21 protein-coding genes and 1 tRNA gene are annotated in these 25,459 nt (G+C 70.1%); 15 read left to right on the plus strand and 7 right to left on the minus strand.

What is annotated here, in order from left to right; translation table 11 throughout:
- The first annotated feature begins 53 nt into the window (after positions 1-53).
- From ACIRP2_RS05295 to ACIRP2_RS05320, 6 genes are all read left to right on the plus strand, one after another.
- Positions 54-836 (plus strand): SDR family oxidoreductase, encoded by a 783-nt coding sequence (locus ACIRP2_RS05295; protein WP_404246702.1) that lies wholly within the window; start codon positions 54-56, stop codon positions 834-836.
- Positions 837-890: 54 nt separating this feature from the next.
- A complete protein-coding gene (locus ACIRP2_RS05300) occupies positions 891-1,502 on the plus strand; it encodes a TetR/AcrR family transcriptional regulator (protein WP_376221964.1) in 612 nt (203 codons plus the stop codon).
- Between the two features lie 22 nt (positions 1,503-1,524).
- Positions 1,525-2,682: an acetyl-CoA C-acetyltransferase gene (locus ACIRP2_RS05305; protein WP_404246704.1), complete on the plus strand. Its 1,158-nt coding sequence runs from the start codon at positions 1,525-1,527 to the stop codon at positions 2,680-2,682.
- A 345-nt stretch (positions 2,683-3,027) separates the two neighbouring features.
- Positions 3,028-3,231 carry a cold-shock protein gene (locus ACIRP2_RS05310; RefSeq protein WP_003969786.1) on the plus strand — a complete coding sequence of 68 codons (204 nt, stop codon included), beginning with the start codon at positions 3,028-3,030 and terminating at the stop codon, positions 3,229-3,231.
- Between the two features lie 188 nt (positions 3,232-3,419).
- A complete protein-coding gene (locus ACIRP2_RS05315; protein WP_404246706.1) occupies positions 3,420-5,096 on the plus strand; it encodes a DEAD/DEAH box helicase in 1,677 nt (558 codons plus the stop codon).
- Between the two features lie 248 nt (positions 5,097-5,344).
- Positions 5,345-6,598, plus strand: coding sequence for an NADH:flavin oxidoreductase (locus tag ACIRP2_RS05320; RefSeq protein WP_404246708.1), 1,254 nt, complete (start codon positions 5,345-5,347; stop codon positions 6,596-6,598).
- Between the two features lie 52 nt (positions 6,599-6,650).
- Here the strand turns inward: ACIRP2_RS05320 and ACIRP2_RS05325 are convergent, their stop codons facing one another.
- Positions 6,651-7,565: a hypothetical protein gene (locus ACIRP2_RS05325; RefSeq protein ID WP_404246710.1), complete on the minus strand. Its 915-nt coding sequence runs from the start codon at positions 7,563-7,565 to the stop codon at positions 6,651-6,653.
- Positions 7,566-7,790: 225 nt separating this feature from the next.
- Here ACIRP2_RS05325 and ACIRP2_RS05330 point away from each other — a divergent pair, with 225 nt between their 5' ends.
- On the plus strand, positions 7,791-8,567 hold the full coding sequence (locus tag ACIRP2_RS05330) for a S1 family peptidase (RefSeq protein WP_404246712.1): 777 nt from the start codon (positions 7,791-7,793) through the stop codon (positions 8,565-8,567).
- Between the two features lie 42 nt (positions 8,568-8,609).
- On the opposite strand, the gene ACIRP2_RS05335 is transcribed toward ACIRP2_RS05330, so the two are convergent.
- On the minus strand, positions 8,610-10,424 hold the full coding sequence (locus ACIRP2_RS05335; protein ID WP_404246714.1) for a beta-galactosidase family protein: 1,815 nt from the start codon (positions 10,422-10,424) through the stop codon (positions 8,610-8,612).
- 208 nt (positions 10,425-10,632) lie between these two features.
- Between ACIRP2_RS05335 and ACIRP2_RS05340 the strand changes: the two genes are divergently transcribed.
- A complete protein-coding gene (locus ACIRP2_RS05340; protein WP_404246716.1) occupies positions 10,633-11,526 on the plus strand; it encodes a helix-turn-helix domain-containing protein in 894 nt (297 codons plus the stop codon).
- Positions 11,527-11,603: 77 nt separating this feature from the next.
- Positions 11,604-11,933, plus strand: a complete 330-nt coding sequence (locus ACIRP2_RS05345; RefSeq protein WP_404246718.1) for a chorismate mutase — start codon at positions 11,604-11,606, stop codon at positions 11,931-11,933.
- Between the two features lie 102 nt (positions 11,934-12,035).
- Here the strand turns inward: ACIRP2_RS05345 and ACIRP2_RS05350 are convergent, their stop codons facing one another.
- Complete coding sequence (locus ACIRP2_RS05350; protein ID WP_404246720.1) at positions 12,036-12,590, minus strand: TetR/AcrR family transcriptional regulator; 555 nt, start codon at positions 12,588-12,590, stop codon at positions 12,036-12,038.
- Entirely contained in the window at positions 12,583-13,419 is an 837-nt protein-coding gene (locus tag ACIRP2_RS05355; protein ID WP_404246722.1) for an alpha/beta fold hydrolase, read from the minus strand. The genes ACIRP2_RS05350 and ACIRP2_RS05355 overlap by 8 nt, the downstream gene beginning before the upstream one ends.
- A gap of 178 nt (positions 13,420-13,597) precedes the next feature.
- On the opposite strand from ACIRP2_RS05355, the gene pepN reads away from it, so the two are divergent.
- The 3 genes from pepN to ACIRP2_RS05370 all read left to right on the plus strand — a co-directional run bounded on the left by pepN (position 13,598) and on the right by ACIRP2_RS05370 (position 19,197).
- Positions 13,598-16,102 (plus strand): aminopeptidase N, encoded by a 2,505-nt coding sequence (gene pepN, locus ACIRP2_RS05360; RefSeq protein ID WP_404246724.1) that lies wholly within the window; start codon positions 13,598-13,600, stop codon positions 16,100-16,102.
- Positions 16,103-16,381: 279 nt separating this feature from the next.
- Positions 16,382-17,779 (plus strand): pyridoxal phosphate-dependent decarboxylase family protein, encoded by a 1,398-nt coding sequence (locus ACIRP2_RS05365; protein WP_404247187.1) that lies wholly within the window; start codon positions 16,382-16,384, stop codon positions 17,777-17,779.
- Positions 17,776-19,197, plus strand: a complete 1,422-nt coding sequence (locus tag ACIRP2_RS05370) for a lysine N(6)-hydroxylase/L-ornithine N(5)-oxygenase family protein (RefSeq protein ID WP_404246726.1) — start codon at positions 17,776-17,778, stop codon at positions 19,195-19,197. The genes ACIRP2_RS05365 and ACIRP2_RS05370 overlap by 4 nt, the downstream gene beginning before the upstream one ends.
- A gap of 290 nt (positions 19,198-19,487) precedes the next feature.
- On the opposite strand, the gene ACIRP2_RS05375 is transcribed toward ACIRP2_RS05370, so the two are convergent.
- Positions 19,488-21,299, minus strand: a complete 1,812-nt coding sequence (locus ACIRP2_RS05375; RefSeq protein ID WP_404246728.1) for a bifunctional metallophosphatase/5'-nucleotidase — start codon at positions 21,297-21,299, stop codon at positions 19,488-19,490.
- Positions 21,300-21,434: 135 nt separating this feature from the next.
- Here ACIRP2_RS05375 and ACIRP2_RS05380 point away from each other — a divergent pair, with 135 nt between their 5' ends.
- Both ACIRP2_RS05380 and pyk read left to right on the plus strand, forming a co-directional pair.
- Positions 21,435-22,136, plus strand: a complete 702-nt coding sequence (locus ACIRP2_RS05380) for an SIMPL domain-containing protein (RefSeq protein WP_404246730.1) — start codon at positions 21,435-21,437, stop codon at positions 22,134-22,136.
- A gap of 125 nt (positions 22,137-22,261) precedes the next feature.
- Complete coding sequence (gene pyk, locus ACIRP2_RS05385) at positions 22,262-23,695, plus strand: pyruvate kinase (protein ID WP_404246732.1); 1,434 nt, start codon at positions 22,262-22,264, stop codon at positions 23,693-23,695.
- A 15-nt stretch (positions 23,696-23,710) separates the two neighbouring features.
- Here pyk and ACIRP2_RS05390 read toward each other — a convergent pair whose 3' ends face one another.
- Together ACIRP2_RS05390 and ACIRP2_RS05395 are read right to left on the minus strand one after the other, a co-directional pair.
- Positions 23,711-24,496, minus strand: coding sequence for a helix-turn-helix domain-containing protein (locus ACIRP2_RS05390; protein WP_404246734.1), 786 nt, complete (start codon positions 24,494-24,496; stop codon positions 23,711-23,713).
- A gap of 86 nt (positions 24,497-24,582) precedes the next feature.
- Positions 24,583-24,665 (minus strand) — tRNA-Leu (locus tag ACIRP2_RS05395).
- A gap of 95 nt (positions 24,666-24,760) precedes the next feature.
- Here ACIRP2_RS05395 and ACIRP2_RS05400 point away from each other — a divergent pair.
- Positions 24,761-25,420: an ANTAR domain-containing response regulator gene (locus ACIRP2_RS05400; RefSeq protein ID WP_404246736.1), complete on the plus strand. Its 660-nt coding sequence runs from the start codon at positions 24,761-24,763 to the stop codon at positions 25,418-25,420.
- The last annotated feature ends 39 nt before the right edge of the window (positions 25,421-25,459 follow it).

Consider the following 25,459-nt stretch of genomic DNA (forward strand, 5'->3'; position numbering starts at 1 on the left):
ACCGGCACGACCACCGTCGAGGATCCGCGGGCCGGGATCGAGGAGGCACAGGCATGAGCGCACCGCAGTACGTCCCCGGGCACGGGCTGCTGGCCGGCCGCGGCGCCGTCGTCACCGCGGCCGCGGGCGCCGGAATCGGCGGCGCCACCGCCCGCAAGTTCCTCGAGGAGGGCGCCCGCGTCGTGATCGGCGACGCGCATGCCCGGCGGCTGAAGGAGACCGAGCAGGCGTTCGCCGAGGAGTTCGGCGCCGACCGCGTCGCCGCACTGCCCTGTGACGTCACCGACGAGACCCAGGTCCAGGCGCTCTTCGCGCTCGCCGAAGAGGCCCACGGCGGCCTCGACATCGTCGTCAACAACGCGGGCCTGGGCGGCACCGCCGAGCTGACCGAGATGACCGACGAACAGTGGACCAAGGTCCTCGACGTCACCCTGAACGGCACCTTCCGCTGCACCCGGGCCGCCCTGCGCTCGCTCAAGGCGGCCGGCCGCGGCGGCATCGTCGTCAACAACGCCTCCGTCGTCGGCTGGCGCGCCCAGAGCGGCCAGGCCCACTACGCCGCCGCCAAGGCGGGTGTCATGGCCCTCACCCGGTGCGCCGCCGTCGAGGCCGCCGAGTACGGGGTGCGCGTCAACGCCGTCGCCCCCAGCCTCGCCATGCACCCGCACCTGGTGAAGGTCACCTCCGCGGAACTCCTCGACGAACTGACCGCGAAGGAGGCCTTCGGCCGCTACGCCGAGCCGTGGGAGATCGCCAACGTCATCGTCTTCCTCGCCAGCGGCTACTCCTCGTACATGACGGGCGAGGTCGTCTCCGTCAGCAGCCGGCATGCCTGAGCGGGCGCTCCCCGCGGCGTCCGCGGGGCCGTCCGACAGGCGGAGAATGGGCGGGTGCCTACCAAGAAGAAGCCCCAGGTGACCCCCTCGCCCGAGCGCCGCCGCGAACTGCTCGACACCGCAGCCGAAGTGTTTGCCGCGCAGGGATACAACGCCACCACCGTCCGCAGGATCGCGGACGCGGCCGGGATGCTCGCGGGCAGTCTCTACTACCACTTCGACTCCAAGGAGTCGATGATCGACGAGATCCTCTCGACCTTCCTCACCGAACTCTGGGAGGGGTACGACGCGGTGCTCGCCGCCGGACTCGGACCCCGGGAGACCATCGAGGCCCTCGTCACCGAGTCCTTCCGGGAGATCGACCGGCACCGCGCCGCCGTCGCCATCTACCAGAAGGAGTCCAAGCACCTGGCCGCCCAGCCGCGCTTCCAGTACCTCGTCGACTCCCAGCAGAAGTTCGAGGAGGCCTGGCTCGGCACGCTGGAACGCGGCGTCACCGACAAGACCTTCCGCGCCGACCTCGACATCCGCCTCACCTACCGCTTCGTCCGCGACACCGTCTGGGTCGCGGCGTCCTGGTACCGGCCCGGCGGACAGCACAGCCCCGAGGAGATCGCCCGCCAGTACCTCTCGATGGTCCTGGACGGCATCGCCCTGGACACCTGAACCCACTCAAGGAGCAGCAGTCATGGCCGAGGCATACATAGTCGAAGCGGTACGCACCCCGGTCGGCCGGCGCAAGGGGGGACTCGGCGCGGTCCACCCCGCCGACCTCGGCGCCCACGTCATCAAGGCCCTCGTCGAACGGACGGGGATCGACCCGGCGGCCGTCGAGGACGTGGTCTTCGGCTGCCTCGACACCGTCGGACCACAGGCCGGTGACATCGCCCGCACCTGCTGGCTGGCGGCCGGACTGCCCGAGGAGGTCCCCGGCGTCACCGTCGACCGCCAGTGCGGCTCCTCCCAGCAGGCCGTGCACTTCGCCGCCCAGGGCGTCCTCTCCGGCACCCAGGACCTGGTCGTCGCGGGCGGGACCCAGAACATGACGCAGATCCCGATCGCCTTCGCCTCCCGTCAGGCCGCTGAGCCCCTCGGCCTGACGGACGGCCCGTACGCCGGCAGCGAGGGCTGGCGCGCCCGGTACGGCGACGCGCCGGTCAACCAGTTCCACGGCGCCCAGCTGATCGCCGAGAAGTGGGGCATCAGCCGTCGGGACATGGAGGAGTTCGCCCTGCGCTCCCATCGGCGTGCCGTCCGCGCCATCGACGAGGGCCGCTTCGCGCGCGAGACCGTCGCCTACGGTGACGTCACCACCGACGAGGGGCCGCGCCGCGACACCACCCTGGAGAAGATGGCGGGGCTGAAGCCGGTCCTGGAGGGCGGCACGATCACCGCCGCCTGTTCCTCGCAGGTCTCCGACGGGGCCGCTGCCATGCTCATCGCCTCCGAGCGCGCCGTGGCCGAACACGGCCTCACCCCACGCGCCCGGATCCATCACCTCTCGGTGCGCGGCGAGGACCCGATCCGCATGCTGTCGGCGCCGATCCCGGCCACCGCGTACGCGCTCAAAAAGACCGGAATGACCATCGACGACATCGACCTGGTCGAGATCAACGAGGCATTCGCGCCGGTCGTCCTGGCCTGGCTGAAAGAAACCGGAGCCGACCCGGACAAGGTCAATGTCAACGGCGGCGCCATCGCCCTGGGTCACCCGCTCGGTGCAACCGGTACAAAATTGATGACGACGTTGCTGCACGAACTTGAGCGCACCGGAGGCCGCTACGGCCTGCAGACCATGTGCGAGGGCGGCGGTCAGGCGAACGTGACGATCATCGAACGGCTCTGAACTCCTGGGCGGCCACGACGCGGCCCGGCACGGGCGCCGAGCGGCGACGACACGGCTCGCGGAAGGATTTCGACGGCGTTTCGAGTGCGCCCCGGGCCGGTTGCGCCAAGGGCTCGGCCGGGAATCCGCCGACCGGCGCGCGGCGTGTTCCCACTGACGGTCCGCAGGACGTGCTACGGTTGCCGTGTTGCAGTTTTGGTACCCATGAACTTTATGTGCGCCTGACGGGAATGCTTCCTCAGGCGCATTATTGTTTTCCGGCTTTCTCCGGATGGGGCTCAATGCGGCGACTTGAAATTCGTAAAGTGCGGATTTCCGGCACTGCACCTCTTTTAGGAGAATGACATGGCTACTGGAACCGTGAAGTGGTTCAACTCGGAAAAGGGCTTCGGCTTCATCGAGCAGGACGGCGGCGGCGCCGACGTCTTCGCCCACTACTCCAACATCGCCACCTCGGGCTTCCGTGAGCTCCAGGAGGGCCAGAAGGTCTCCTTCGACGTCACGCAGGGCCAGAAGGGCCCGCAGGCGGAGAACATCGTCCCGGCCTGATCGCCAGGACGCGCACCTCGCAGCCGGGGCCCGCACCGTGAAGGTGCGGGTCCCGGCTTGTGCTGTCCCCGGGACATGGCGCAGAAGAGCGCCGTCCCGCAGAGGTCCCCAAGCAGTCCCAAGCAGTCCCAAGCAGTTCCCAGGAATCCCCAGGACTCCTCAGGAATCCCCCAGGAGGGCAATTCCGTATGACCCGCTCCGAACGCCAGGACCGACCCGCCCGCAACCGCCCGTCGAGGGGGCGCGGCACGGCCCAGGCAAAGGCAAACGCCAAGGGTTCCGGCAAGGGATCCGGCAAGGCGTCGCCCCGTCGCAGGGCCACGCCGCCGCAGGGTGAGTTCGCCCTGCCGGAAACCATGACCCCCGCACTGCCCGCCGTCGAGGCGTTCGCCGAGCTGGACATGCCCGCAGCCCTGCTGAAGACCCTTGCCGCGCAGGGCGTCACCGACCCGTTCCCGATCCAGGGCGCCACCCTGCCGAACTCGCTCGCCGGCCGGGACATCCTCGGCCGCGGCCGTACCGGCTCCGGCAAGACCCTCGCCTTCGGTCTCGCGCTGCTGGCCCGAACCGGCGGACGGCGCGCCGAGCCGCGCGCCCCGCTCGCACTGGTCCTCGTCCCGACCCGCGAGCTCGCCCAGCAGGTCACCGACGCGCTGACGCCGTACGCGACGGCGGTGAACCTGCGCCTGGCCACCGTCGTCGGCGGCATGTCGATCAGCAGGCAGTCCGGCACGCTGCGCCGGGGCGCCGAGGTGCTCGTCGCCACGCCGGGCCGGCTGAAGGACCTCATCGAGCGCGGCGACTGCCGCCTCGACCAGGTCGCCATCACCGTCCTCGACGAGGCCGACCAGATGGCGGACATGGGCTTCATGCCGCAGGTCGTCGCCCTGCTCAAGCAGGTCGAACCGGACGGCCAGCGGATGCTGTTCTCCGCGACGCTCGACAAGAACATCGACCGGCTGGTCAAGATGTTCCTGACCGACCCGGTCGTGCACTCGGTCGACCCGTCCGCGGGCGCCGTCACCACCATGGAGCACCATGTGCTGCACGTGGCCGACGAGACCGACAAGAAGGCCGTCGCCACCCGGATCGCCGCACGTGACGGCCGGGTGATCATGTTCGTGGACACCAAGCGTGCCGCCGACCGCTTCGCCAAGCGGCTGCTGGCCAGCGGTGTACGGGCTGCCGCGCTGCACGGCGGGCGCTCGCAGCCGCAGCGCAACCGGACGCTGGACCAGTTCAAGAACGGCCAGGTCACCGCGCTCGTCGCGACGAACGTGGCGGCGCGCGGCATCCATGTGGACGATCTCGACCTGGTCGTGAACGTGGACCCGCCGACCGACCACAAGGACTATCTCCACCGCGGCGGGCGCACGGCGCGTGCCGGGGAGTCCGGCAGCGTGGTCACTCTGGTGCTGCCCGAGGAGAAGCGGGAGATGACCCGGCTGATGGCCGACGCGGGCATCGCCCCGCGGACCACCCGGATCACGTCCGGTGACGAGGAACTCGCCCGGATCACCGGGGCCCGTGAGCCCTCCGGCGTCGCGGTCGTCATCGAGGTCCCGCAGCCGACCCCGCCGAAGCAGCGCACGAGGTCGGGCGGGGCCGCGGCGGGTGGCCCCGGCATCCGCTCGGGCAGCCGCGGCCGTGGTCGCCGCGGTGGTGCCGGTCAGGGCGGTGGCGAGGGCCGCGCGGCGGGTGGTTCCGCGCGCGGCGCGGGTGCCGGTGCGGGCCGCGGCGGTTCCGTGCGCGGTGCCGGAGCGGGCGCTTCGGGTGGTTCGGCGCGGGGCACGGCCGCCGGTGGCGGCCGTGGCAGCGGTGCCGGGCGCGGTGGTGCGGCGGCGCGTGGCCGCAGGGCCGCATAGCGGCAGGGGCGACGCGTGGTGACGTGGTGACCGGATCCGTTCGGTCACCACTGCGCCCACGCGCCCGGCCGTGCGCTTTCCGGAGCCCCTCCGGCGACGACCTCGCGGATCGGGCCCGATCCGAGGGTGTGCGACCGGCGGTGGTGCGCGAGGTGGAGACACTCATGGGTGAATCGGCTACCTTTCCGCCAAACATTTGTTAGGTGGGAGGCTGCGGCCTGCCCCGCATCGCCGACAGGAGATGTGCGATGACCGTCCCCGGCTCCGCCCCCACCCCGCCCGACCCCTTCGCTCCCGCACGGCTCGGCCCCCTCACCCTCCGCAACCGCGTCATCAAGTCCGCCACCTTCGAAGGCGTGACCCCCGAGGGCCTGGTCACCGACGAGCTGATCGCCTACCACCGCCGACCCGCCGCGGGCGGTGTCGGCATGACCACCGTCGCGTACTGCGCCGTCTCGCCCGAGGGCCGCACCGAGCGCCACCAGATCTGGATGCGTCCCGAGGCCGTGCCGGGACTGCGCAGGCTCACCGATGCCGTGCACCGTGAGGGCGCTGCCGTCAGCGCCCAGATCGGTCACGCGGGCCCGGTCGCCGACGCCCGTTCCAACCGGCTCCCGGCCCTGGCCCCCGGCCGGTTCCTGAGCCCGCTCGGCATGCGGATGACCCGGGCGGCCACCGCCGAGGACATCGCCCGCGTCATCCGTGCCCATGCCGCCGCCGCCCGGATCGCCGTCGAGTCCGGATTCGACGCGGTCGAGATGCACTTCGGCCACAACTACCTGGCCAGTTCGTTCCTCAGCCGCCGCCTCAACCACCGCGACGACGCCTACGGGGGCAGCCTCGCCAACCGTGCCGAGGTCGCCCTCGGTATCGCCCGCGCCGTTCGCGACGAGGTCGGCGACACGATCGCCGTCACCGCCAAACTCAACATGGACGACGGAGTGCCCGGCGGATTCTGGCTCGACGAGAGCCTCCAGGTCGCCCGTCGGCTCCAGGAGGAAGGAACGGTCGACGCCCTCGAACTGACCGCCGGCAGTTCCCTGCTCAACCCGATGTATCTGTTCCGCGGCGAGGCACCGCTCTCCGAGTTCGCCGCTGTCTTCCCCCGGCCGATGCGTCTGGGAATACGTCTCGCCGGCCGCCGGTTCCTGCACGCGTACCCCTACGAAGAGGCGTTCCTGCTGCCCTCGGCCCGTCAGTTCAGGGCCGCGCTGAGCCTTCCGCTGATCCTGCTCGGCGGCATCACCCGCCGGGCGACCGTCGAACGGGCCATGGCGGAGGGCTTCGAGTACGTGGCCATGGCCCGCGCGCTCCTGCGCGAACCGGACCTGGTGAACCGGATGGCGGAGGACCGCGACGTGCGATCGCTGTGCATCCACTGCAACAAGTGCATGCCGACCATCTACACCGGCACCCACTGCCCACTCGTCGGGCCCCTTGCCGGACCGCCCGCCCCGCCCCTCACGGGGGACGGAGGGCGGCCTCGTCCGCACGCTTCCTGAGTGCCGTGCCCGCCCCGTGCCGCACCGGTTCCGCCGCCCGCGCGGTGGTGGTTCAGGTGTCGCAGTCCAGGACCGTCCGGCACAACCCGCACCGGGCCCGCACCCGGCCGCGCACCGGAACGCGGATGCGCTGGTGGCAGGTCGGGCAGCCGAACGAGACCCGCAGTCCCTGCGGGCCGTGCTCGAAGGCGTACGGGGCGCCGGGGCCCCGGGCCGCCTCCGCGCCCGGATGGTCCCGGGCGTACCGCCGGTCCTTGGCGTAACGGTGACGGCCCGCCCAGCCGGCTGCCGTGAGGGGCGGCTGCCGGATGTCGCGGAGGGCCTGGGTGCGGCCCTCCGTGTAGGCCGTGTACGCCTGCGGGCTCGTGAACCACGGGGAGGGGTCCTCGTCGAAGGCGAACGCCCGCTTGGCGAGGACGTATCCGAACTCCTCCGGGGTGAGATAGCCGAGCTTCTGGCTGGAGACCGCGTCCTCGCGGAAGGCGTCCAGCAGCAGCCAGCCCGCGCCCAGGTAGGTCGTCACGGTGTCGGTGAGGATCTCGTTGTCGGGCGTTCCGGGGAACTCCAGGCCGAGGCGGTGCAGCAGCACGTGCGTGACCTCGTGCGAGAGCGCGGCGCCGATGTCCCTGCGATGGGTGCGGAAGCGGTCGTTGAGCTCGATGAAGTACTCGGGCCCCGCGGCGAGTTCGATGCCGGCGGCGTGCTCCATCGCGCGGAAGCCGACGATCATCCGGGCGTCCGGCAGATGCAGATGCCGGACCACGGACCGCGCCACCCGCTGGGCGCCGAGGTACAGATCGTCCTGGTCGGAGAAGGCGACGTCGGCGGGGGCGAGGCTCGTGGCGTAACCGCGTACGCCGTCGTACGACAACCTCCGGTACAGGGCCGTGATCGCCGACCGGACGGTGTCGAGATGCGGGAATCCGTGTACCACCGGACTCGCGCCGCCCCGGCTGTCGTCCGTCACGTTCCCACCCCCGTCCGCGACGCTCGGCCGGTCCCCACTGTAGCCGCACCGGAACAGGCGATCTTGGCTCAAAAGTGAATCTTGTGAGAGCCGTGATCATTTCCCGATAATCCGAATCGTGTCTTTGTCGGGAGCATGACCATCGGATGTCTCCGTCCGTGGCCGGGCGCCGTGCGAGGACACATGTACCCCCCACAAGAACCCCCCACGAAAGAAGGCAGTCCGTTGAAGCAGCTTCTGCGCGCCGTGAAGAGATGCTCCGTCATAGCCGCCGTGGTCCTCGCGGCCGTCAGTCTCCAGCCGGCCGGAGCCTCCGCGGCCCCCGCCCCGGTCGTCGGCGGAACCCGCGCCGCCCAGGGCGAGTTCCCGTTCATGGTCCGGCTCTCGATGGGCTGTGGCGGCGCTCTCTACGCCAAGGACGTCGTCCTCACCGCCGCGCACTGCGTGGACGGCTCGGGCAACAACACGTCCATCACCGCCACCGCCGGCGTCGTCGACCTGCAGTCGTCCAGCGCGACCAAGGTCAAGTCCACCAAGGTCCTCCAGGCCCCCGGCTACAACGGCGCGGGCAAGGACTGGGCGCTGATCAAGCTCGCCAAGCCCATCGACCTGCCCACCCTGAAGATCGCCACCAACACCACGTACAACAACGGCACCTTCACCATCGCGGGCTGGGGCGCGGCCTCCGAGGGCGGCGCCCAGCAGCGCTATCTCCTCAAGGCCACCGTGCCGTTCGTCTCCGACGCCCAATGCCAGGCCGCGTACGGCAGCGATCTCATCCCCGGCGAGGAGATCTGCGCCGGCCTGATCGACACGGGCGGCGTGGACACCTGCCAGGGCGACTCCGGCGGCCCCATGTTCCGCAAGGACAACGCCGGAGCCTGGATCCAGGTGGGCATCGTCAGCTGGGGCCAGGGCTGCGCGGAGCCCGGTTACCCGGGCGTGTACAGCGAGGTCTCGACGTTCGCCGCCGACATCGCGTCCGCGGCGGCCACGCTCTGACCCCGGTCCCGGGTCGGGCGCCCGCCGCGGCCGGTGCCTGACTCACACCCGGACATCCCCGGGGGTGCCCGTCCGGACGGGCACCCCCGGGCCCAGCTCGGCATACGGCGCACCCGCGCCCTCCAGCTCCAGCACCCACACCTCGTTGGCACCCTCCCGCAGCACCGGACCCGGGACGTACAGCGTCCGCTGCGGGCCCGCGGACCAGTAGCGCCCCAGGCAGAAGCCGTTCACCCAGACGAATCCGCGCGTCCAGTCCGGCAGTTCGAGCCCCGCGTGGCCGATGCCGTCCACCGCCGCGACCTCGAACGTCCCCCGGAAGAGCCCGGTACGCCCGGCCTCCCCGCTGCCCGCGACGCTCCCGAAGGCGAGTTCGGCCAGGGCGTCCGGCTCCTCGAACACCTCCAGCCGCAGCGCCCGTGCCCGCACACCGTGCAGGAACTGCCGTTCGTGCAGCACCCCGCCCGTGATCCCCTTGGGCTCACCGAGCCGCGGCCCGTAGTTGACGCGCCCCAGCGACTCCACCCACAGTTCGACCTCCGCGGGCCCGGCCACCGGCTCGTCCAGGGTGCTGTTCTCATCGCTCAGCACCCCCTCCCGGACACCGTTCACGTACACCACGGCCCGGTCCCGGAGCCCCGTGACGCCCAGGGTGTACGGACGGCGCGGACCGGGCACCGCGACCTGATAGCGCACCAGGCCCCGGTCGACACCCAGCTCCTCGAAGGTCGGCGGAACGCCGGACGGCGCCGACTCCTCGTCGCCCAGCGCCTCCAGCACGGCGGCCAGCGTCGCATGGTCCGTCAGCTGCGCCCGCACCGGAACGGCCGGCGGGGCGGGCTCGGGAGGAAGCTCCGGAAGCGGCCCGTCCGCGTACTCGGCGAGCACCTCGCGGAACAGCCAGAACTTCTCCGTGGGGCGGCCGTACTCGTCGATCGGCGCGTCGTAGTCGTACGACGTCACCGTCGGCAGGAAATCCTGGTCCTGCAGCGGACCGGACCGGTTGGCCCCCGCCCATCCGGCGAAGTTCGTTCCGCCGTGCGCCATGTAGATGTTCACCGAGGCCCCGCACTCCAGGATCTCCCGCAGCGCGTCGGCGGCCCCCGCCGGATCCCGCACGACGGGCTCGGCACCCCAGTGCTCGAACCACCCGCACCAGAACTCCATGCACATCAACGGGCCCTTGGGCTGATGGCGGCGCAGCACCTCGAACGCCTCCCGCGCGCCCGATCCGAAGTTCGCCGTGGCGAGCAGCCCCGGCACGGAGCCGCCCGTGAGCATGTGGTCCTCCGGCCCGTCGGAGGTGAACAGCGGCACGGTCACCCCGCGCTCCCGCAGCATCCCGGCCACCCGCCGCAGGTAGACCCGGTCGGTGCCGTAACTCCCGTACTCGTTCTCCGCCTGGACCATGATCACGGGGCCGCCGCGCCCGATCTGCCGCTGTACCACCTGCGGCAGCAGCGCGGTGAACCACCGCTCCACGGCGCCCAGATACGCCTCGTCACGGGTCCGCACCCGTCGGCCGAAGCGACCCGTCACCCAGGCCGGCAGGCCGCCGTTCTCCCACTCGGCACAGATGTACGGTCCCGGGCGCACGATCGCCCACAGCCCGGCCCGCTGCGCCGCGTCCAGGAACCGGCCCAGCGCCGCCACGTCCCGGAACCGGCCGGGCCGCGGCTCATGGAGATTCCACGGCACGTACGTCTCGACACAGTTGAGTCCCATGGCGCGCAGCATCGACAGCCGGTGGTCCCACTGTGCCTCGTGGACCCGGAAATAGTGCAGGGCGCCCGACAGCAGCCGTACGGGCTTCCCGTCGAGCCGGAAGTGGTCGTCCCCCACGGTGAAATCAGCCATCGTGCTCGTACTCTCCTGTGCGTGCGGTCCCCCGGGCCGCGCGCCCCCGGCGGACCGCACGACGGCGCGCACCACGGAGCGGGCGGACCCGGGAGGAATGTTGCAACCCAGCTTCGCCCCCTGGCGTGCGGCCGGTCCATGGACAAAGATCACTGCTGTTTGGACACAATTGTTCGGACCAATGGATGAAAGGGAGGAAGGAAGGCCGATGTACCACACCTGGATGCGCTTCTTCACTCCCAGCCCGCTCCACCACCGGCTGGGCCTGGTCTGTCTGGGCGTGGGACTGCAGCACGGCGCCCTGCCGACGGTCGGCCCGCGCACCCTGGACCACCACGTGGCCGTCGTCATCAACTCCGGCAGCGGCTGGTTCAGCGGCTCCGACGGCCGCCGGGTGCCCGTCGTCGCGCCCAGCCTGATCTGGCTGACGCCCGGCACCCCGCACCACTACGGAGCCGACCCCGGAACCGGCTGGGACGAGAGCTTCGTGGACTTCACCGGCCCGGCCACCGCCACATACACCGAACTCGGCTACATCGAGCCCGACCGGCCGCTCGTCCCGCTCGCCGACACGGCGGGCCCGCGTGCCGCGGTCGGGCGCATGGTGCGGGCGGCGCGGCGCGGCAATCCGCTGCTGGAGGTCGAGACCGGCGCCGCCGTCCATGAACTCCTCGTCGCCCTGCGCCGGGCCCGCGCCGATGTCAGCCACGACGGCGACCCGGTCCTGCAGGCCCTCGCCCGCGACGCCTTCCAGCCGCTGTCGGTCGCCGAGCACGCGGCCCGGCACGGCATGACCCCCGCCGAACTGCGCACGGCGGTGCGCAGGGGCGCCGGCTGCAGCCCCAAGGACTACCTCCTCGGCATCCGGCTCGGCCGCGCCAAGGAACTCCTCGCCGCCACGGACCTGCCGGTCGCCGCGGTCGCCCGACGCGTGGGGTACGACGATCCGGCGTACTTCTCCCGACTGTTCGCCCGCCGGGTCGGCGCCGCCCCGGTCCGCTTCCGCGAACAGCAGGGCCGCAGCGTCCCGGGCGGCTGGAGCGACCAGGTCCCGGACCCGGAGCACCCCCCGACGATCGCCCCCGCGGGTCCGGCCGTCTGAGCCCGGCCGGGCCCACGGCCTCCCGCGCGACCGGGAGCCCGCTCCCCGTCGTGGGGGAGGCCGTAAGCTCGCTGACCATGACCACGAGGGACATCGACGAGTCCGTACGCGCGGAACTGAACCGGCTGCGCGAGAGCATCGACAACATCGACGCCGCTGTTGTCCATATGCTCGCCGAGCGCTTCAAGTGCACCCAGCAGGTCGGCCACCTCAAGGCCGCCCACCACCTGCCCCCGGCCGACCCGGCCCGCGAGAGCCGGCAGATCGCCCGGCTGAGGCAGCTGGCGGAGAGCGCGCATCTGGATCCGGCCTTCGCGGAGAAGCTGCTGAACTTCATCGTGGCGGAGGTCATCCGCCATCACGAGCGGATCGCGGAGGAGTCGGCGACGCACGGCGAGACCCCTTGAGCGCCGTGGGGCGGCTCCGGAGAGTCACCCCTGCCGATCTCGGCCGTCGCGGTCGGCGCACCGCGCGAGGTGTTCGGCCGGTGGTCCCGCGTCACCGGCCGATCAGCGAGGTGTCCGCAGGCCCGTGACCACCATGTGGATCAGCAGGTCGTAGCTCTCGTCCAGTTCCTCCGGCAGTTCGAAGGCGTCCTCGGTCTCCAGAACCGCGAAGCCGTGGACGGCCGCTCGCAGGCAGCGGGCCGCGTGGATGGCCGCGGAGTCGGCCATTCCGTAGGCGCGGAAGGTGGCGAGCATGATGTTGATCAGTCGCGCCCCGGCCTCGGCCGTGTGCGGCTCGGGCGTCTGGACGAGTGCCGAGCAGCGGTGCGGGTGGCGCAGGGCGTAGTGCCGCCAGGCCACCATGAGCGCGCGGATCGCCTCGTCGGCGGAGCGCCCCAGCACGGCCTCGCCGACCTGGTCCGCGATCTCGTTCATGATGCGCGCCGACATGAGGTCGCGCAGTTCGGCCAGGTTGCGCACGTGCTTGTACAGCGACGGGGTGGCGACGCCCGCCCGGTCGGCCACCGCCGACAGGGTCAGCGCGGCGGGGCCCTTCTCGTCGACGGTCAGCAGCGCGACATCGACGACGGCATCCGGGGTGAGTGCTGCCCTAGCCACGCGCGGCCACCTTGAGGAAGGCCAGGACGGCCGCGGCGACCTCGTCCGGGAACTGGACGTGCGCGTAGTGGCCGGCTCCCTCGATCATCACGAGCCGGCCGAGCCCTGCGGGCATCTCAGCCACGATGCCCGCGCCCTCGGCCCCGGGATCGGCCCAGTCGGGGTCGAGCGTGCCCTCGATGACCAGAGCGGGGCACCGGATGTCGCCGAGCCGGGCACCGGCGTCCGTGGGTGCGGACATGCCCATCCTGCTGACGACGGCCATCCGGCCCGGCCTGCGCAGGTCGGTCTCCAGGGCGGCGACATGGTCGGCGTGGCCGACGGGCCTGACGCCCGGGTAGGCGTGGTCGAGGTAGCGCTTCCACAGCCCGACGCTGCGCAGCAGACCGGCGGCCATCAGCAGGCTCATGCCTTTGCGGTAGCGGGCGTGGGACAGCAGGGCGCGCGGGCTGATCTTCTGCGCGCGGGTGAACGGGCTGATCTCGACGACGGCACCGACCAGTTCGGGCTCCTGGGCCGCCGCGATGGTGGCGGCGCCGCCGGCGAAGGAGTGACCCACGATCACGGCGGGGCCGCCCAGGTGCCGGATCACGGCGAGGAGGTCGGCCGCCACGTCGGTGCGGGTGTAGGACGCCCAGCCGACGCTGGACTCACCGTGACCGCGCTGGTCCACGCAGGCGACCCGCCAACCGGCCGCCGCGAACCGGGCGGCCGTTTCCCGGTAGGCCCCTCTGTTGTCGCCCATGCCGTGGGCGAGCACGATCAGCGGGCCCTCGCCGGTCACGTCGTACGCCAGCCGGCCGCCGTCGATCGTCAGGAACTCGGTCATGTCCACCCTCCGGGCTAATGAATGTAGCTCTGAAGCTAATGGCATTAGCCGATCGTGTCAACCAACGCTTCCGTACCGCCCGGAACCCCGAGCGCACCCCGCAGGGCCCCGCCCGTCACCGATCCGCCTCGGCACAACCCGCCTGCGCCCGGCCCACCCCGTACGGCAGCATGGACGCATGTCCGTACTGACGCGCGACGAAGCGCAGACCCGAGCCCAGTTCCTCGACGTACACCGGTACACGATCGACCTCGATCTGACCGCTGGGGAGGAGACCTTCGACTCCCGCACCGTGATCCAGTTCACCGCGACCGCGGCCGGGGACACGTTCGTAGAGCTCAAGCCGGCCGCCCTGCGCTCGATCAGCCTCGACGGACAGCCTCTCGACCCCGCCGACCTCGTCGAGAACCGCTTCCCGCTCACCGCGCTCACCGCGGGCGCCCACGAACTGCGCATCGACGCCGCCATGCGCTACTCCCGCACCGGCGAAGGCATGCACCGCTTCACCGACCCGACCGACAACGAAACGTACGTCTACACCCAGCTGTTCATGGAGGACGTCCAACGCGTCTTCGCCGCGTTCGACCAGCCCGACCTCAAGTCCGTCTTCGAACTCACCGTCACCGCACCCGAAGGCTGGACCGTCCTCGGCAACGGCATCGCCGAACAGCGGGACGACGGCCGCTGGACCCTGGCCGCCACCCCGCCGATCTCCACCTATCTCGTCGCCGTCGCCGCGGGCCCCTGGCACTCCGTGACCACCGAACACGCCGGACTGCCCTTCGGCATCCACTGCCGCCGCTCACTGGCCCCGTACCTCGACGCGGACGCCGACGAGATCCTCGACATCACCCGCGCCTGCTTCGACCGGTTCCACGAGAAGTTCGACGAGCCCTACCCCTTCGACTCCTACGACCAGGCCTTCGTACCCGAGTTCAACGCCGGCGCCATGGAGAACCCCGGACTCGTCACCTTCCGCGACGAGTTCGTCTACCGCTCCGCCGTCACCGACACCGAGCGCCAGACCCGCGGCATGGTCATCGCCCACGAGATGGCCCACATGTGGTTCGGCGACCTCGTCACCCTCGCCTGGTGGGACGACATCTGGCTCAACGAGTCCTTCGCCGAGTACATGGGCTACCAGACCCTCGCCGAAGCCACCCGCTACACCGACACCTGGGTCGACTTCGGCGTCGCCCGCAAGGGCTGGGGCTACGACGCCGACCAGCGCCCCTCCACCCACCCCGTCGCCCCCGACCCGGCCGCCGTCCCCGACACCGCGTCCGCGATGCTCAACTTCGACGGCATCTCCTACGCCAAGGGCGCCTCCGCACTGCGCCAACTCGTCGCCTGGCTCGGGGAGAAGGACTTCCTGGCCGGCATCAACGCACACTTCGCCCGCCACAAGTTCGCCAACGCCACCCTCGCCGACTTCATCGACAACCTCGCATCGGCGACCGACCGCGACGTCCACGCCTGGGCCGACGCCTGGCTGCGCACCGCCGGAGTCGACACCCTCACCCCCCAGGTCGAGGAGTCCGCCGGGACCTGGTCCCTCACCGTCGACCGTACCGGCAGCCGCCCCCACCGCATCGCCGTCGGCGCGTACGACCACGCCCCCGACGCCCACGCCGGCCCCGACCGCCTCGTCCTGCGCGACCGGTTCGAGATCGACGTCCCGCAGAACGGCACGGCCAAGGACCTCCCCGGCCGACGCCCCGCCCTCGTCGTCCTCAACGACGGAGACCTCAGCTACGCCAAGGTCCGCCTCGACGCCGCGTCCTGGGACACCGCCGTACGCGACCTCTCCGGCATCCCCGACGCGCTGACCCGCGCCGTCGTCTGGAACGCCGCCCGCGACATGGTCCGCGACGGCGAACTCGCCCCCACCGCCTACCTCGACGCCGCCCGCGCGCACCTCCCGCACGAGACCGACCTCGCCCTCGCCCAGGGCGTACTCGCCTTCGCCGGCGCCCACATCACCGGCCGCTACCTCGGACCCGACAAGCGCCCCGCCGCCCTCGCCACCCTCACCGCCCTGTGCCGCGACCTCATCCGCCGCACCGAGGACGGCCACAACCCCGGCCTGCGCCTCATCGCCGTGCGCCACCTCATCGACGCCGCCACCCAGCCCGACACCATCCAGGACTGGCTCGGCAACGGCACCGTACCCGGCGGACCCGAACTCGACCCCGAACTGCGCTGGCGCATCCTCACCCGCCTCGCCGTCCTCGGCGCCACCGACGAATCCGTCATCGCCGCGGAACTCGAACAGGACCCCAGCGCCACCGGACAGGAAGGCGCCGCCCGCTGCCGGGCCGCCCTCCCCACCCCCGAGGCCAAGGCCGCCGCCTGGGACGCCCTGTTCAACGACGACACCCTCTCCAACTACCTCTTCACCGCCACCGCCCAGGGCTTCTGGCAGCCCGAACAGGCCGACCTCGTACAGGACTACGTGCCCCGCTACTACCCCGAGGCCACCCGGCTCGCCGCCCGCCGCGGACCCGCCATCGCCGATGCGGCGGGCCGCTACGCCTTCCCCGCGTACGCCGTCGACACCGACAGCCTCCACCTCGGCGAGCAGGCACTCAACGACAAGACCCTCATCCCGGCACTGCGCCGCAAGCTCATCGACCAGATCGACGACCTGCGCCGCGCCCTCGCCGTCCGCGACGCCCACTGACCCGCTTCCGCAGATCCGCACCACCCCCGACCCCGGGGACCGCACCACACCGCCCCCGGGACCGCACCACCCGTGCCCGGCGCCACCCCCACCACACAGGAGGCGCCGGGCACACCCGTATCCGGCGCCACACCCATACCACCGGGACTCCCGACAACAGCCCCCCGACCCATCCACATCCCCCTTTCGAGTTCAGATCACCGAGCTCCACGGCCGCGCACCCGAAAACCCGGACAAGCTGGCATGTCCACCCGTGCGCACCCGAAGGGCCCCGCCGCCATGCCCACCCCGCCCCTCGCCGGCTCGACCACCGGCCCCGCCGCCCTGCGCCCCCTCATCGACACCGTCCTCACCGCACTCCAGGACGGAGCCCACCGACGCGACGGCCCCCTCCCCGCCGGCGGACCCGACGCCGTCACCCCCAGGATGCGCACCGCCACCCACCCCGCCATCCCCGACCACGGAACCGGCGCCCACGACGCCCTGCGCACCCTCGTCGGCGCCCTCACCGAAGGCGCCGCAGACCCCGCGCACCCCCTCTGCGCAGCCCACCTTCACACCCCGCCGCTCGCCCTCGCCACCGCCGCGGACCTCGCAGCCTCCGCCCTCAACCCCTCCATGGACTCCTGGGACCAGGCCCCCGCAGCCTCCGCGCTCGAAGCCGACATCACCGCCGCACTCGCCACCGAGATCTACCCCCACCACCCCTCGCCCGACGCACTCATCACCACCGGCGGCACCGAAGCCAACCAACTCGCCCTGCTCCTCGCCCGCGAACGCAACGGCCCCGTACAGACCATCTGCGCCGCCAACGCCCACCACAGCATCACCCGCGCCGCCTGGCTCCTCGGACTCCCCGAACCCCTCGTCATCCCCGCCCCGGCCGGCGTCATGGACCTCGCCGCACTCGACCAAGCCCTCACCGAACTCCACCGCCCCCTGCTCGTCACCGCCACCGCAGGCACCACCGACACCGGCCGGATCGACCCCCTCGACGACATCGCCGACCTCTGCACCACCCACGGCGCCGAACTCCACATCGACGCCGCCTACGGCGGGCCCCTCCTCTTCAGCCCCACTCACCGCACCAAGGTCCACGGCCTCGACCGCGCCCACAGCGTCACCCTCGACCTGCACAAACTCGGCTGGCAACCCGCACCCGCAGGCATCCTCGCCGTCCCCGACCGCACCCGCCTCGACACACTCCACCACCACGCCCCCTACCTCAACGCCGCCGACGACACCGAAGCCGGCCTCCCCGACCTCCTGGGCCGCTCCCTGCGCACCACCCGCCGCCCCGACGCCCTGAAGATCGCCGTCACCCTCCAGGCCCTCGGCCGCACCGGACTCGCCGACCTCATCGACCGCACCATCACCGCCGCCCACCGACTCGCCGACCTCATCACCACAACCCCCACCCTCGACCTCTACGACCGCCCCACCATCAGCACCGTCCTCTTCCGTCCCACCGACGCCGACGACAACACCGTCGCCACCATCCGCCGCACCCTTCTCACCCGAGGCCACGCCGTCCTCGGCCGCGCCCGCACCGACGACCGCCTCTGGCTCAAAGCCACCCTCCTCAACCCCCACACCACCCCCGACGACCTCCGCACACTCCTCGACCTCGTCGACCGACTCACCCACGACCTCGCGGAAGGCAACACCCCCCGATGACCGACCTGCCCACCCCCGAGAAACGCCGCCCCCACGACCTCGTCGGCATCGGCATCGGCCCCTTCAACCTCTCCCTCGCCGCTCTCGCCCACGGCATCCCCCCCACCCCCCACCCCCTCACCACCGCCTTCTACGAACAACGCCCCTCCTTCCACTGGCACCCCGGCCTCCTCATCGACGGAGCCAGCCTCCAAGTCCCCTTCCTCGCCGACCTCGTCACCCTCGCCGACCCCGCGAGCCCCTGGACCTTCCTCAACTACCTGCGCAGCCGCGACCGGCTCTTCCCCTTCTACTTCGCCGAGCGTTTCCACATCCAACGCGCCGAATACGACGCCTACTGCCGCTGGGTCACCGACCAGCTCCCCGGCCTCCACTTCAGCCACCAGGTCGACGCCATCCGCTGGAACAACCAACGCGGACTCTTCCAAGTCGACTTCACCCAACTCGACAAGGACGGCGAAGCCGAAGCCCTCGGCCGCGCCCACGCCCGCCACATCGCGCTCGGAATCGGCACCGAGCCCTACATCCCCGAACCCCTCAGACCCCTCACCGAAGCCGAATCCGTCCCCGTCATCCACTCCGCCGACTACCTCCGGCACCGGGACGGACTCCTCGACGCCGAACACATCACCGTCATCGGATCCGGACAGTCCGGCGCCGAGATCTTCCTCGACCTCCTGCGCGCCCGCCCCACCGGGCACGAAAAGCTCCACTGGCTCGCCCGCACCCCCGCATTCGCCCCCATGGAGTACTCCAAACTCGGCCTGGAACACTTCACGCCCGACTACAGCCGCTACTTCCACGCGCTGCCCGAATCCGTACGCGACGAACTCGTCCCCCACCAATGGCAGCTCCACAAAGGCATCGACGCCGACACCATCGCAGCCATCCACGACGAGCTCTACCGCCGCACCCTCCACGGCGGCTGGCCCGACGCCACTCTCACCCCCGGGGTCTCCGTACGCACCGCAGGACGCGTCGCCAACACCCGCATCGAACTCCACCTCGAACACACCCAGCAGAACACCCGCTCCCGCCTCACCACCGACGCCGTCGTCCTTGCCACCGGCTACCGGGAACGCCCACTCGACCGCATCCTCAGCGGTCTGGACCCCTACATGCGCCGCGACGCCTCCGCACGCCCCCGCATCGACGACAGCTTCCGCCTCGTCCTCGACCCCGCCGTCACCGGCAAGGTCTACGTACAGAACGCCGAACGCCACACCCACGGCGTCGGAGCCCCCGACCTCGGACTCGCCGCCTGGCGCAGCGCCACCATCCTCAACAACCTCACCGGCACCGACGCCTACCCTCTCCCCGAACGCACCGCCTTCACCACCTTCGGCCTCACACCCCGGGCCTCACACATCCCCACGCCCCAGAGCCCCGACCTCGTCCCCCTCGTCCAGAGCAACTGAAGCCGGCCACACGCACGCAGACAGCAAACGGCCGCCCCCTCCCGAAGGAGAGGACGGCCGTCGGCCACAAAGCGAGTGCCCAGAGAGTCCCTTCCGAATCAGGCCCGGTCCGAACGAAGGACCCCAGGGCCAAACCTCCCGTCCGGATCACGCCGGGCTCGCGTGCCCCGGTGCCGCCCCTCGCCGCGTCGGCGTCGGTTGCCATGGCGCCGCCATGACTCCCTCCTCCGCCTCGCGATCCACGGCACCGGACCCCGCTCGCCGATCCGGCCCGATCCGAACGAAAGACCCTAGAACACCGGCGTACCCTCACGCGTCAGCCGCCAGTCCACCGAGGCGAACTGCGCCGCGTCCACCGAACCCTTCGCCTGCACCCAGGCGATGATCGTGTTACGGATCTCCTCCGAATTCGCCCACAGCTGCTTGGCACCCGCCACGTGCGGGAAGTTGCCACCACCACTGGCCCGGTAGTTGTTCACCGCCAGCACGAACTGAGCCGCCGGATCGATCGGCTTCCCCTCGAACGACAGATTCACGATCCGCGAACCGTTCGGCTTCGCGATGTCGATGTCGTACGTCAGCCCCGACACCGCGTCATAGTTGTAGTCCGGAGTGTTGTCCGCGTTCGTCAGCTTCGACGTGTCCACCGGAGCACCGGCCGCCGTCTGCACGTAGTACCGGGCCGAGAACTCCAGATAGTCCTTCAGCTGCGCCCCGGTCAACAGCCGCGCCTCAAGGGTGTTCTCGAACGGATACAGCCCCGCCGCGTCCTTGATCGTCACATTCCCGGCCGGGATCTGCGCCGTACGCGAGAAACAGGACGCCTGCGAGAGAACGGGAAGCGCCGCGTACGCACCGCCGGCCAGCGCCGCCTTCACCGTCTCCGCCTGGACGACGTTGATCAGATCGATGATCGGCTCGTCCTTCCAGGCCGCCTCCGCCGTCGTCATCGCCGCCGTGGACGTGCCGATGACCTGATTGACGTACGCCACGACCTTCCTGTGCTCGTCCATGAGCAGCTTCGTGATCTTCGGGTCCTCGGCCACGGTGTTGGAGTTCAGCACCTGCGAACCCGCCTTCTCCACCACCCAACGACCCTTCTCCCACACCAGATCGAAGTCGAACAGCGTCAGCCGCTGCCCCCACTTCAACGGCTCGGAGAGCACCACCTTCTTGCCGGTCTGCTTGTTCTCCACGAAGTACTCGGGGATCTCCAGATGCGCGTGCCCGACCAGAATCGCGTCGATACCCGGCACCTGCTCGGCCACCAGACCGGCCGCGTTCTCGACGTACGGGACCTGATCACCGTACGACGACGTACCACTGGTGCCCGAGTGCGCCGAGACGATCACGACATCCGCACCCATGGAACGCAGCCGCGGCACGAACTTCGCCGCCTGCTCCTCCAGACCGGGGAACACCATCTTCCCGCTGACGTTCGCCTTGTCCCAGATGGCGATGCCCGGGTTGGTCAGACCCAGGATCGCGACCTTCACATCCGGACCGTGCGGAGTACGCATCTTCTTGATCACATAAGGGGCGAACGCCGGCCGCAGCGTCTTCGCGTCCAGCGCGTTCGCACCCAGCAACGGGAAGTCGCACTGCTCCTCGAACTTCCGCAGCACCGGGATGCCGTAGTTGAACTCGTGATTGCCGAGCGCCGCGGCGTCGTATCCGATCGCGTTCATCGCCTGCGCCATCGGATGCACCGGACCGCGCTTGGCCGTGATCGGGTCGATCTTGGCGTAGTAGTACGACAACTGGGTGCCCTGGATCGTGTCACCCGCATCGATCATCAAGGTGTTGTGGCGGCCCTTCTCCCGGCGCACCTGGTCCACCAGAGTGGAGATCTTCGCCAGGCCGACGTCATTGTGCGCCTTGTCGTCGAACTCCTGGTCGGTGAAGTAGTCCCAGTTGAAGACATTTCCATGCAAATCGGTCGTGCCCATCACGGTGAACGAATACCGCTTCGACGGACGCCCCTGCCCATGACCCTGCCCCTTGTCGAGGGCCGCGGCAGGTACGGCGGAGCCTCCGGCGATCGCCACACCGGCACCGGCGGCCGCCGATGTGCCCAGGAACGTCCTACGGTTCAGCGGCATTTCTACTCCCACATCTCAGTTCTCGCAGTACACAACGCGCGTAGATAATGACCCAGGAGCAACACCCGGCAACACCCCCTGCGGGTTTCGATCTGATGACCACCCGCTGTCCTACCCGGATGCGACAGTGAACACATGACCGACACCCCGCCGCCCTACGGCACCCCCGAACACCCCCGCGTCGCCGTCCGCGGAGAGGCCCGACTCGAAGTCGACCCCGAGATCGCCCACATCGGCATCACCGTCGGCGCCCGCGGAAAGGACCGCCGCACCGCCCTCGAAGACCTCACCCGCCGCAACAGCCACGTCCTCGAACTCGCCCGGTCCTACGGACCCGCCATCGAAAAACTCGAAACCGGCGCACTCTCCATCACCCCCGAACCCACCAAACACGGCCGCGACGAAAAAATCCGTGCCTACCACGGACGTGTCCACGTCACCGCAGTCCTCAACGACTTCACCGCGCTGGGCGAATTCACCACCCGCGTCGCCGACCTCGACATGACCCGCGTCAACGGCCCCTGGTGGAGCCTGCGCCCCGACTCACCCGCCCACGCGGCCGCCCGCCGCCAAGCCGTGCACGAAGCCGTCCAACGCGCCCGCGAATACGCCGACGCCCTCGGCGCCCGGCTCACCGCCCTCGTCGAACTCGCCGACCTCGGCGCGGAGAACACCGCCCCGGCGGTCCCTATGCCCGCCGCACCCGGCGGCATCCGCGGACGCGCCGCCTACGGCGGAGCGACAACCGAACCGACCGCCCTCGACCTCGAACCACAACGCCAGACCGTCCACGCCCAGGTGAACGCCCGCTTCACCATGTCTCCCCCACAACTCTGAGACGAATGCTCATCCGAGCACCCCGGCGCACAATTCAACACTTGTCAATAACCCTTCATCCAAAGGTCGTTGGGTAGTCACGCGCAGCCAAATCACTACCCGTAGGTAAGGTCTAGGGTCGAACCATGCGCCGAGCAAAAATCGTTTGCACCCTGGGACCCGCCACCGACACATACGAGCAGATCAAGGCATTGGTCGAAGCGGGAATGGACATTGCCCGCCTCAACCTCAGCCACGGCACCTACGCCGAACACGAAGAGCGGTACCGCCACGTACGCAAGGCCTCCGACGAAACCGGACGCAGCGTCGGCATCCTCGCCGACCTTCAAGGCCCGAAGATCCGCCTCGGACGCTTCCGCGAAGGCCCCGTACTCCTTGAACGCGGCGACACCTTCACCATCACCGTCGAACCCATGGAAGGCGACCGCCACACCTGCGGCACCACCTACGACGGCCTCGCCACCGACGTCACCACCGGCGAACGCATCCTCGTCGACGACGGTCGCGTCACCCTCGAAGTCACCGAGGTGGACGGCCCCCGCGTCCACACCACCGTCGTCGAAGGCGGCATGGTCTCCGACCACAAGGGCCTCAACCTCCCCGGCGTCGCCGTCTCCGTCCCCGCCCTCTCCGAGAAGGACATCGAAGACCTCCGCTGGGCCCTGCGCACCGGCGCCGACGTCATCGCCCTGTCCTTCGTGCGCAGCGGCCGCGACATCGAGGACGTCCACCGCATCATGGACGAGGAAGGCCGCCGCCTCCCCGTCATCGCCAAGGTCGAAAAGCCCCAGGCCGTCGAGAACATCGACGGCATCGTCGCCGCCTTCGACGGCATCATGGTCGCCCGCGGCGACCTCGGCGTCGAAATGCCCCTGGAACAGGTGCCGATCGTCCAGAAGCGCGCGATCAAACTCGCCAAGCGCAACGCCAAGCCCGTCATCGTCGCCACTCAGATGCTCGACTCGATGATCGACAACTCCCGTCCCACCCGCGCCGAGGCGTCCGACGTCGCCAACGCGGTCATCGACGGCACGGACGCGGTGATGCTCTCCGGCGAGACCAGCGTGGGCAAGTACCCCGTCGAGACGGTCCGCACGATGTCCCGCATCGTCGAGGCCGCCGAGGAGGACATCCTCGCCAAGGGCCTCCCGCCGCTGAACGACCGCAACAAGCCCCGCACCCAGGGCGGAGCAGTGGCCCGCGCGGCGGCCGAGATGGGCGACTTCCTGGGCGCCAAGTTCCTGGTCGCCTTCACTCAGAGCGGCGACACGGTCAGGCGCCTGTCCCGCTACCGCTCACCCATCCCGCTCCTGGCCTTCACCCCGGCCCCGGCCACCCGCTCCCAGCTGAACCTCACCTGGGGCGTCGAGACCTTCCTCGGCCCGCACGTGGAATCGACGGACGCGATGGTGGCCCAGGTCGACGAGGAGCTGCTGAAGATCGGTCGCTGCGAGAAGGGCGACGTCGTGATCATCACGGCCGGCTCCCCGCCAGGGGTCCCGGGCTCGACGAACCTGGTCCGGGTGCACCGCATCGGCGAGGACGACAGCCCGAAGTAGACCGGTTCTCAGTGCTCAGTACTTCGGCCCGACGTGGGCGTCCATGAGAGTGACGGACGCCCGTCGGGCGACGGAGATGTTGTACTTTTTGCCCGCGCGCGTGCAGTGCTTCCACTCGACGCCCACCTTGTCGAGAGTGTCGGTGTAGAGCTGCCGGATGTCGTCTGAGACGTTGGTGAACCAGTACCTCGGGTACTCGTAGCGCTTGCGCTCGCCACCCACGATGCGGGTGGTCCAGTTCATGTTTCGACACCCGTCGGAATGGATCAGGCCCCGGATGAAGTCCCAGGGGTGTGCGTCGACGATTTCCTGCTGCCAGGGTTCGAGAATGATGGGGCGTTCGTGCTTCTTGCCGGGGCCGTGTTGCGGAAAGAGACACCAAAGGTGTTTCGAGCTCATCTTCACTTCGTGGCAGCCTTTCCGGCGGACTCTGCATACGGAGTTCTCGGGAAAGACTGCGCGCATGGCCTCTTCGCACAGGTCCATGAGGCCAGGCCATGAGTCGGCGCAGGTGACGGACAGGCTGGGCGTCCGCATGGCACGGTTCTGGATTATGTGTCCGTCGCCGAGGTAGAGGCCGAGCAGGTATGTATACGCCGGCTGATCCAGCTTTCCGTCGCATCGCGGGCAGAAGGAACGATGTGCTCCGGGACACTCATCGCGTTTGGCGCGGTCCATGTGCTTCCAGTAGCCGACGGTGCCTGCTGGCACGTTCAGCTTCCGCGCCACGTCCGCGTTCCTTGCGCCGCCTCGGAGAAGAGTGAGCGCCCTCTGCCGTAGTTCTGGTCCGTGGAAGTTCATACGAACACCATGAGCGACCATTCGCTACGGAGTGCAGCAAAAAGCGGATGTTCACGAGAACGTGAACATCCGCTTTGTCTCATATGTGCCGAGTGCGGGATTCGAACCCGCAAGCCCTTTCGGGCAGATGTGTTTGAGACATCCGTGTATGCCATTCCACCAACCCGGCGAGGCTGCTGCCGGAAAGTGTACCGGGTGACACGCCCAGTCCGCTGCTAGGTAGGCTCGTAGGAGCTGTACCTGCCCTTGGAACGAGGAGTCCCCGTGACCGCCCCCGAGTCGCCCCAGCCCGCCGCCGACGACGACAAGTCGCACGTTCCGCCGCTGACGACCCGCGTCGTCATCGCCGAGGACGAGGCGCTGATCCGTCTCGATCTCAAAGAGATGCTGGAGGAAGAGGGCTACGCGGTCGTCGGCGAGGCGGGCGACGGGCAGAAGGCCGTTGAGCTCGCCCGGGAGCACCGGCCGGACCTGGTCATCCTCGATGTGAAGATGCCCATCCTGGACGGGATCTCCGCCGCCGAGAAGATCGCCGAGGAGTCCATCGCGCCCGTCCTGATGCTCACCGCGTTCTCGCAGCGCGATCTTGTCGAGCGGGCGCGTGACGCCGGGGCGATGGCGTATCTCGTGAAGCCGTTCAGCAAGAGCGACGTGGTGCCGGCCATCGAGATGGCGGTGTCGCGGTTCGCGGAGCTGAAGGCGCTGGAGACGGAGGTCGCCGACCTCGCGCAGCGGCTGGAGACGCGGAAGCTGGTGGACCGGGCGAAGAGCATTCTGCAGACGGATTACGGTCTGTCGGAGCCGGCCGCGTTCCGGTGGATCCAGAAGACGTCGATGGACCGTCGGCTGTCGATGCAGCAGCTTGCCGAGGCGTTGATCGAGGATGCCGAGGAGAAGAAGCGGGCGGCGAAGGACGGCGAGTAGGCGTTCGCGTCCGTAAGGAAGAGGCCCGCATTCCGGAGT

Source organism: Streptomyces sp. NPDC101194, assembly GCF_044767885.1.
In the GTDB taxonomy this organism is placed as follows: Bacteria; Actinomycetota; Actinomycetes; order Streptomycetales; family Streptomycetaceae; genus Streptomyces.

Coding starts and splice junctions, on each gene's coding strand:
- ACIRP2_RS05295 (WP_404246702.1), top strand. CDS start 54: ATGAGCGCACCGCAGTACGTCCCCGGGCACGGGCTGCTGGCCGGCCGC.
- ACIRP2_RS05305 (WP_404246704.1), top strand. CDS start 1,525: ATGGCCGAGGCATACATAGTCGAAGCGGTACGCACCCCGGTCGGCCGG.
- ACIRP2_RS05310 (WP_003969786.1), top strand. CDS start 3,028: ATGGCTACTGGAACCGTGAAGTGGTTCAACTCGGAAAAGGGCTTCGGC.
- ACIRP2_RS05315 (WP_404246706.1), top strand. CDS start 3,420: ATGACCCGCTCCGAACGCCAGGACCGACCCGCCCGCAACCGCCCGTCG.
- ACIRP2_RS05320 (WP_404246708.1), top strand. CDS start 5,345: ATGACCGTCCCCGGCTCCGCCCCCACCCCGCCCGACCCCTTCGCTCCC.
- ACIRP2_RS05335 (WP_404246714.1), bottom strand. CDS start 10,424: ATGGCTGATTTCACCGTGGGGGACGACCACTTCCGGCTCGACGGGAAG.
- ACIRP2_RS05340 (WP_404246716.1), top strand. CDS start 10,633: ATGTACCACACCTGGATGCGCTTCTTCACTCCCAGCCCGCTCCACCAC.
- ACIRP2_RS05345 (WP_404246718.1), top strand. CDS start 11,604: ATGACCACGAGGGACATCGACGAGTCCGTACGCGCGGAACTGAACCGG.
- ACIRP2_RS05355 (WP_404246722.1), bottom strand. CDS start 13,419: ATGACCGAGTTCCTGACGATCGACGGCGGCCGGCTGGCGTACGACGTG.
- pepN (WP_404246724.1), top strand. CDS start 13,598: ATGTCCGTACTGACGCGCGACGAAGCGCAGACCCGAGCCCAGTTCCTC.
- ACIRP2_RS05365 (WP_404247187.1), top strand. CDS start 16,382: ATGCCCACCCCGCCCCTCGCCGGCTCGACCACCGGCCCCGCCGCCCTG.
- ACIRP2_RS05370 (WP_404246726.1), top strand. CDS start 17,776: ATGACCGACCTGCCCACCCCCGAGAAACGCCGCCCCCACGACCTCGTC.
- ACIRP2_RS05375 (WP_404246728.1), bottom strand. CDS start 21,299: ATGCCGCTGAACCGTAGGACGTTCCTGGGCACATCGGCGGCCGCCGGT.
- ACIRP2_RS05380 (WP_404246730.1), top strand. CDS start 21,435: ATGACCGACACCCCGCCGCCCTACGGCACCCCCGAACACCCCCGCGTC.
- pyk (WP_404246732.1), top strand. CDS start 22,262: ATGCGCCGAGCAAAAATCGTTTGCACCCTGGGACCCGCCACCGACACA.
- ACIRP2_RS05390 (WP_404246734.1), bottom strand. CDS start 24,496: ATGAACTTCCACGGACCAGAACTACGGCAGAGGGCGCTCACTCTTCTC.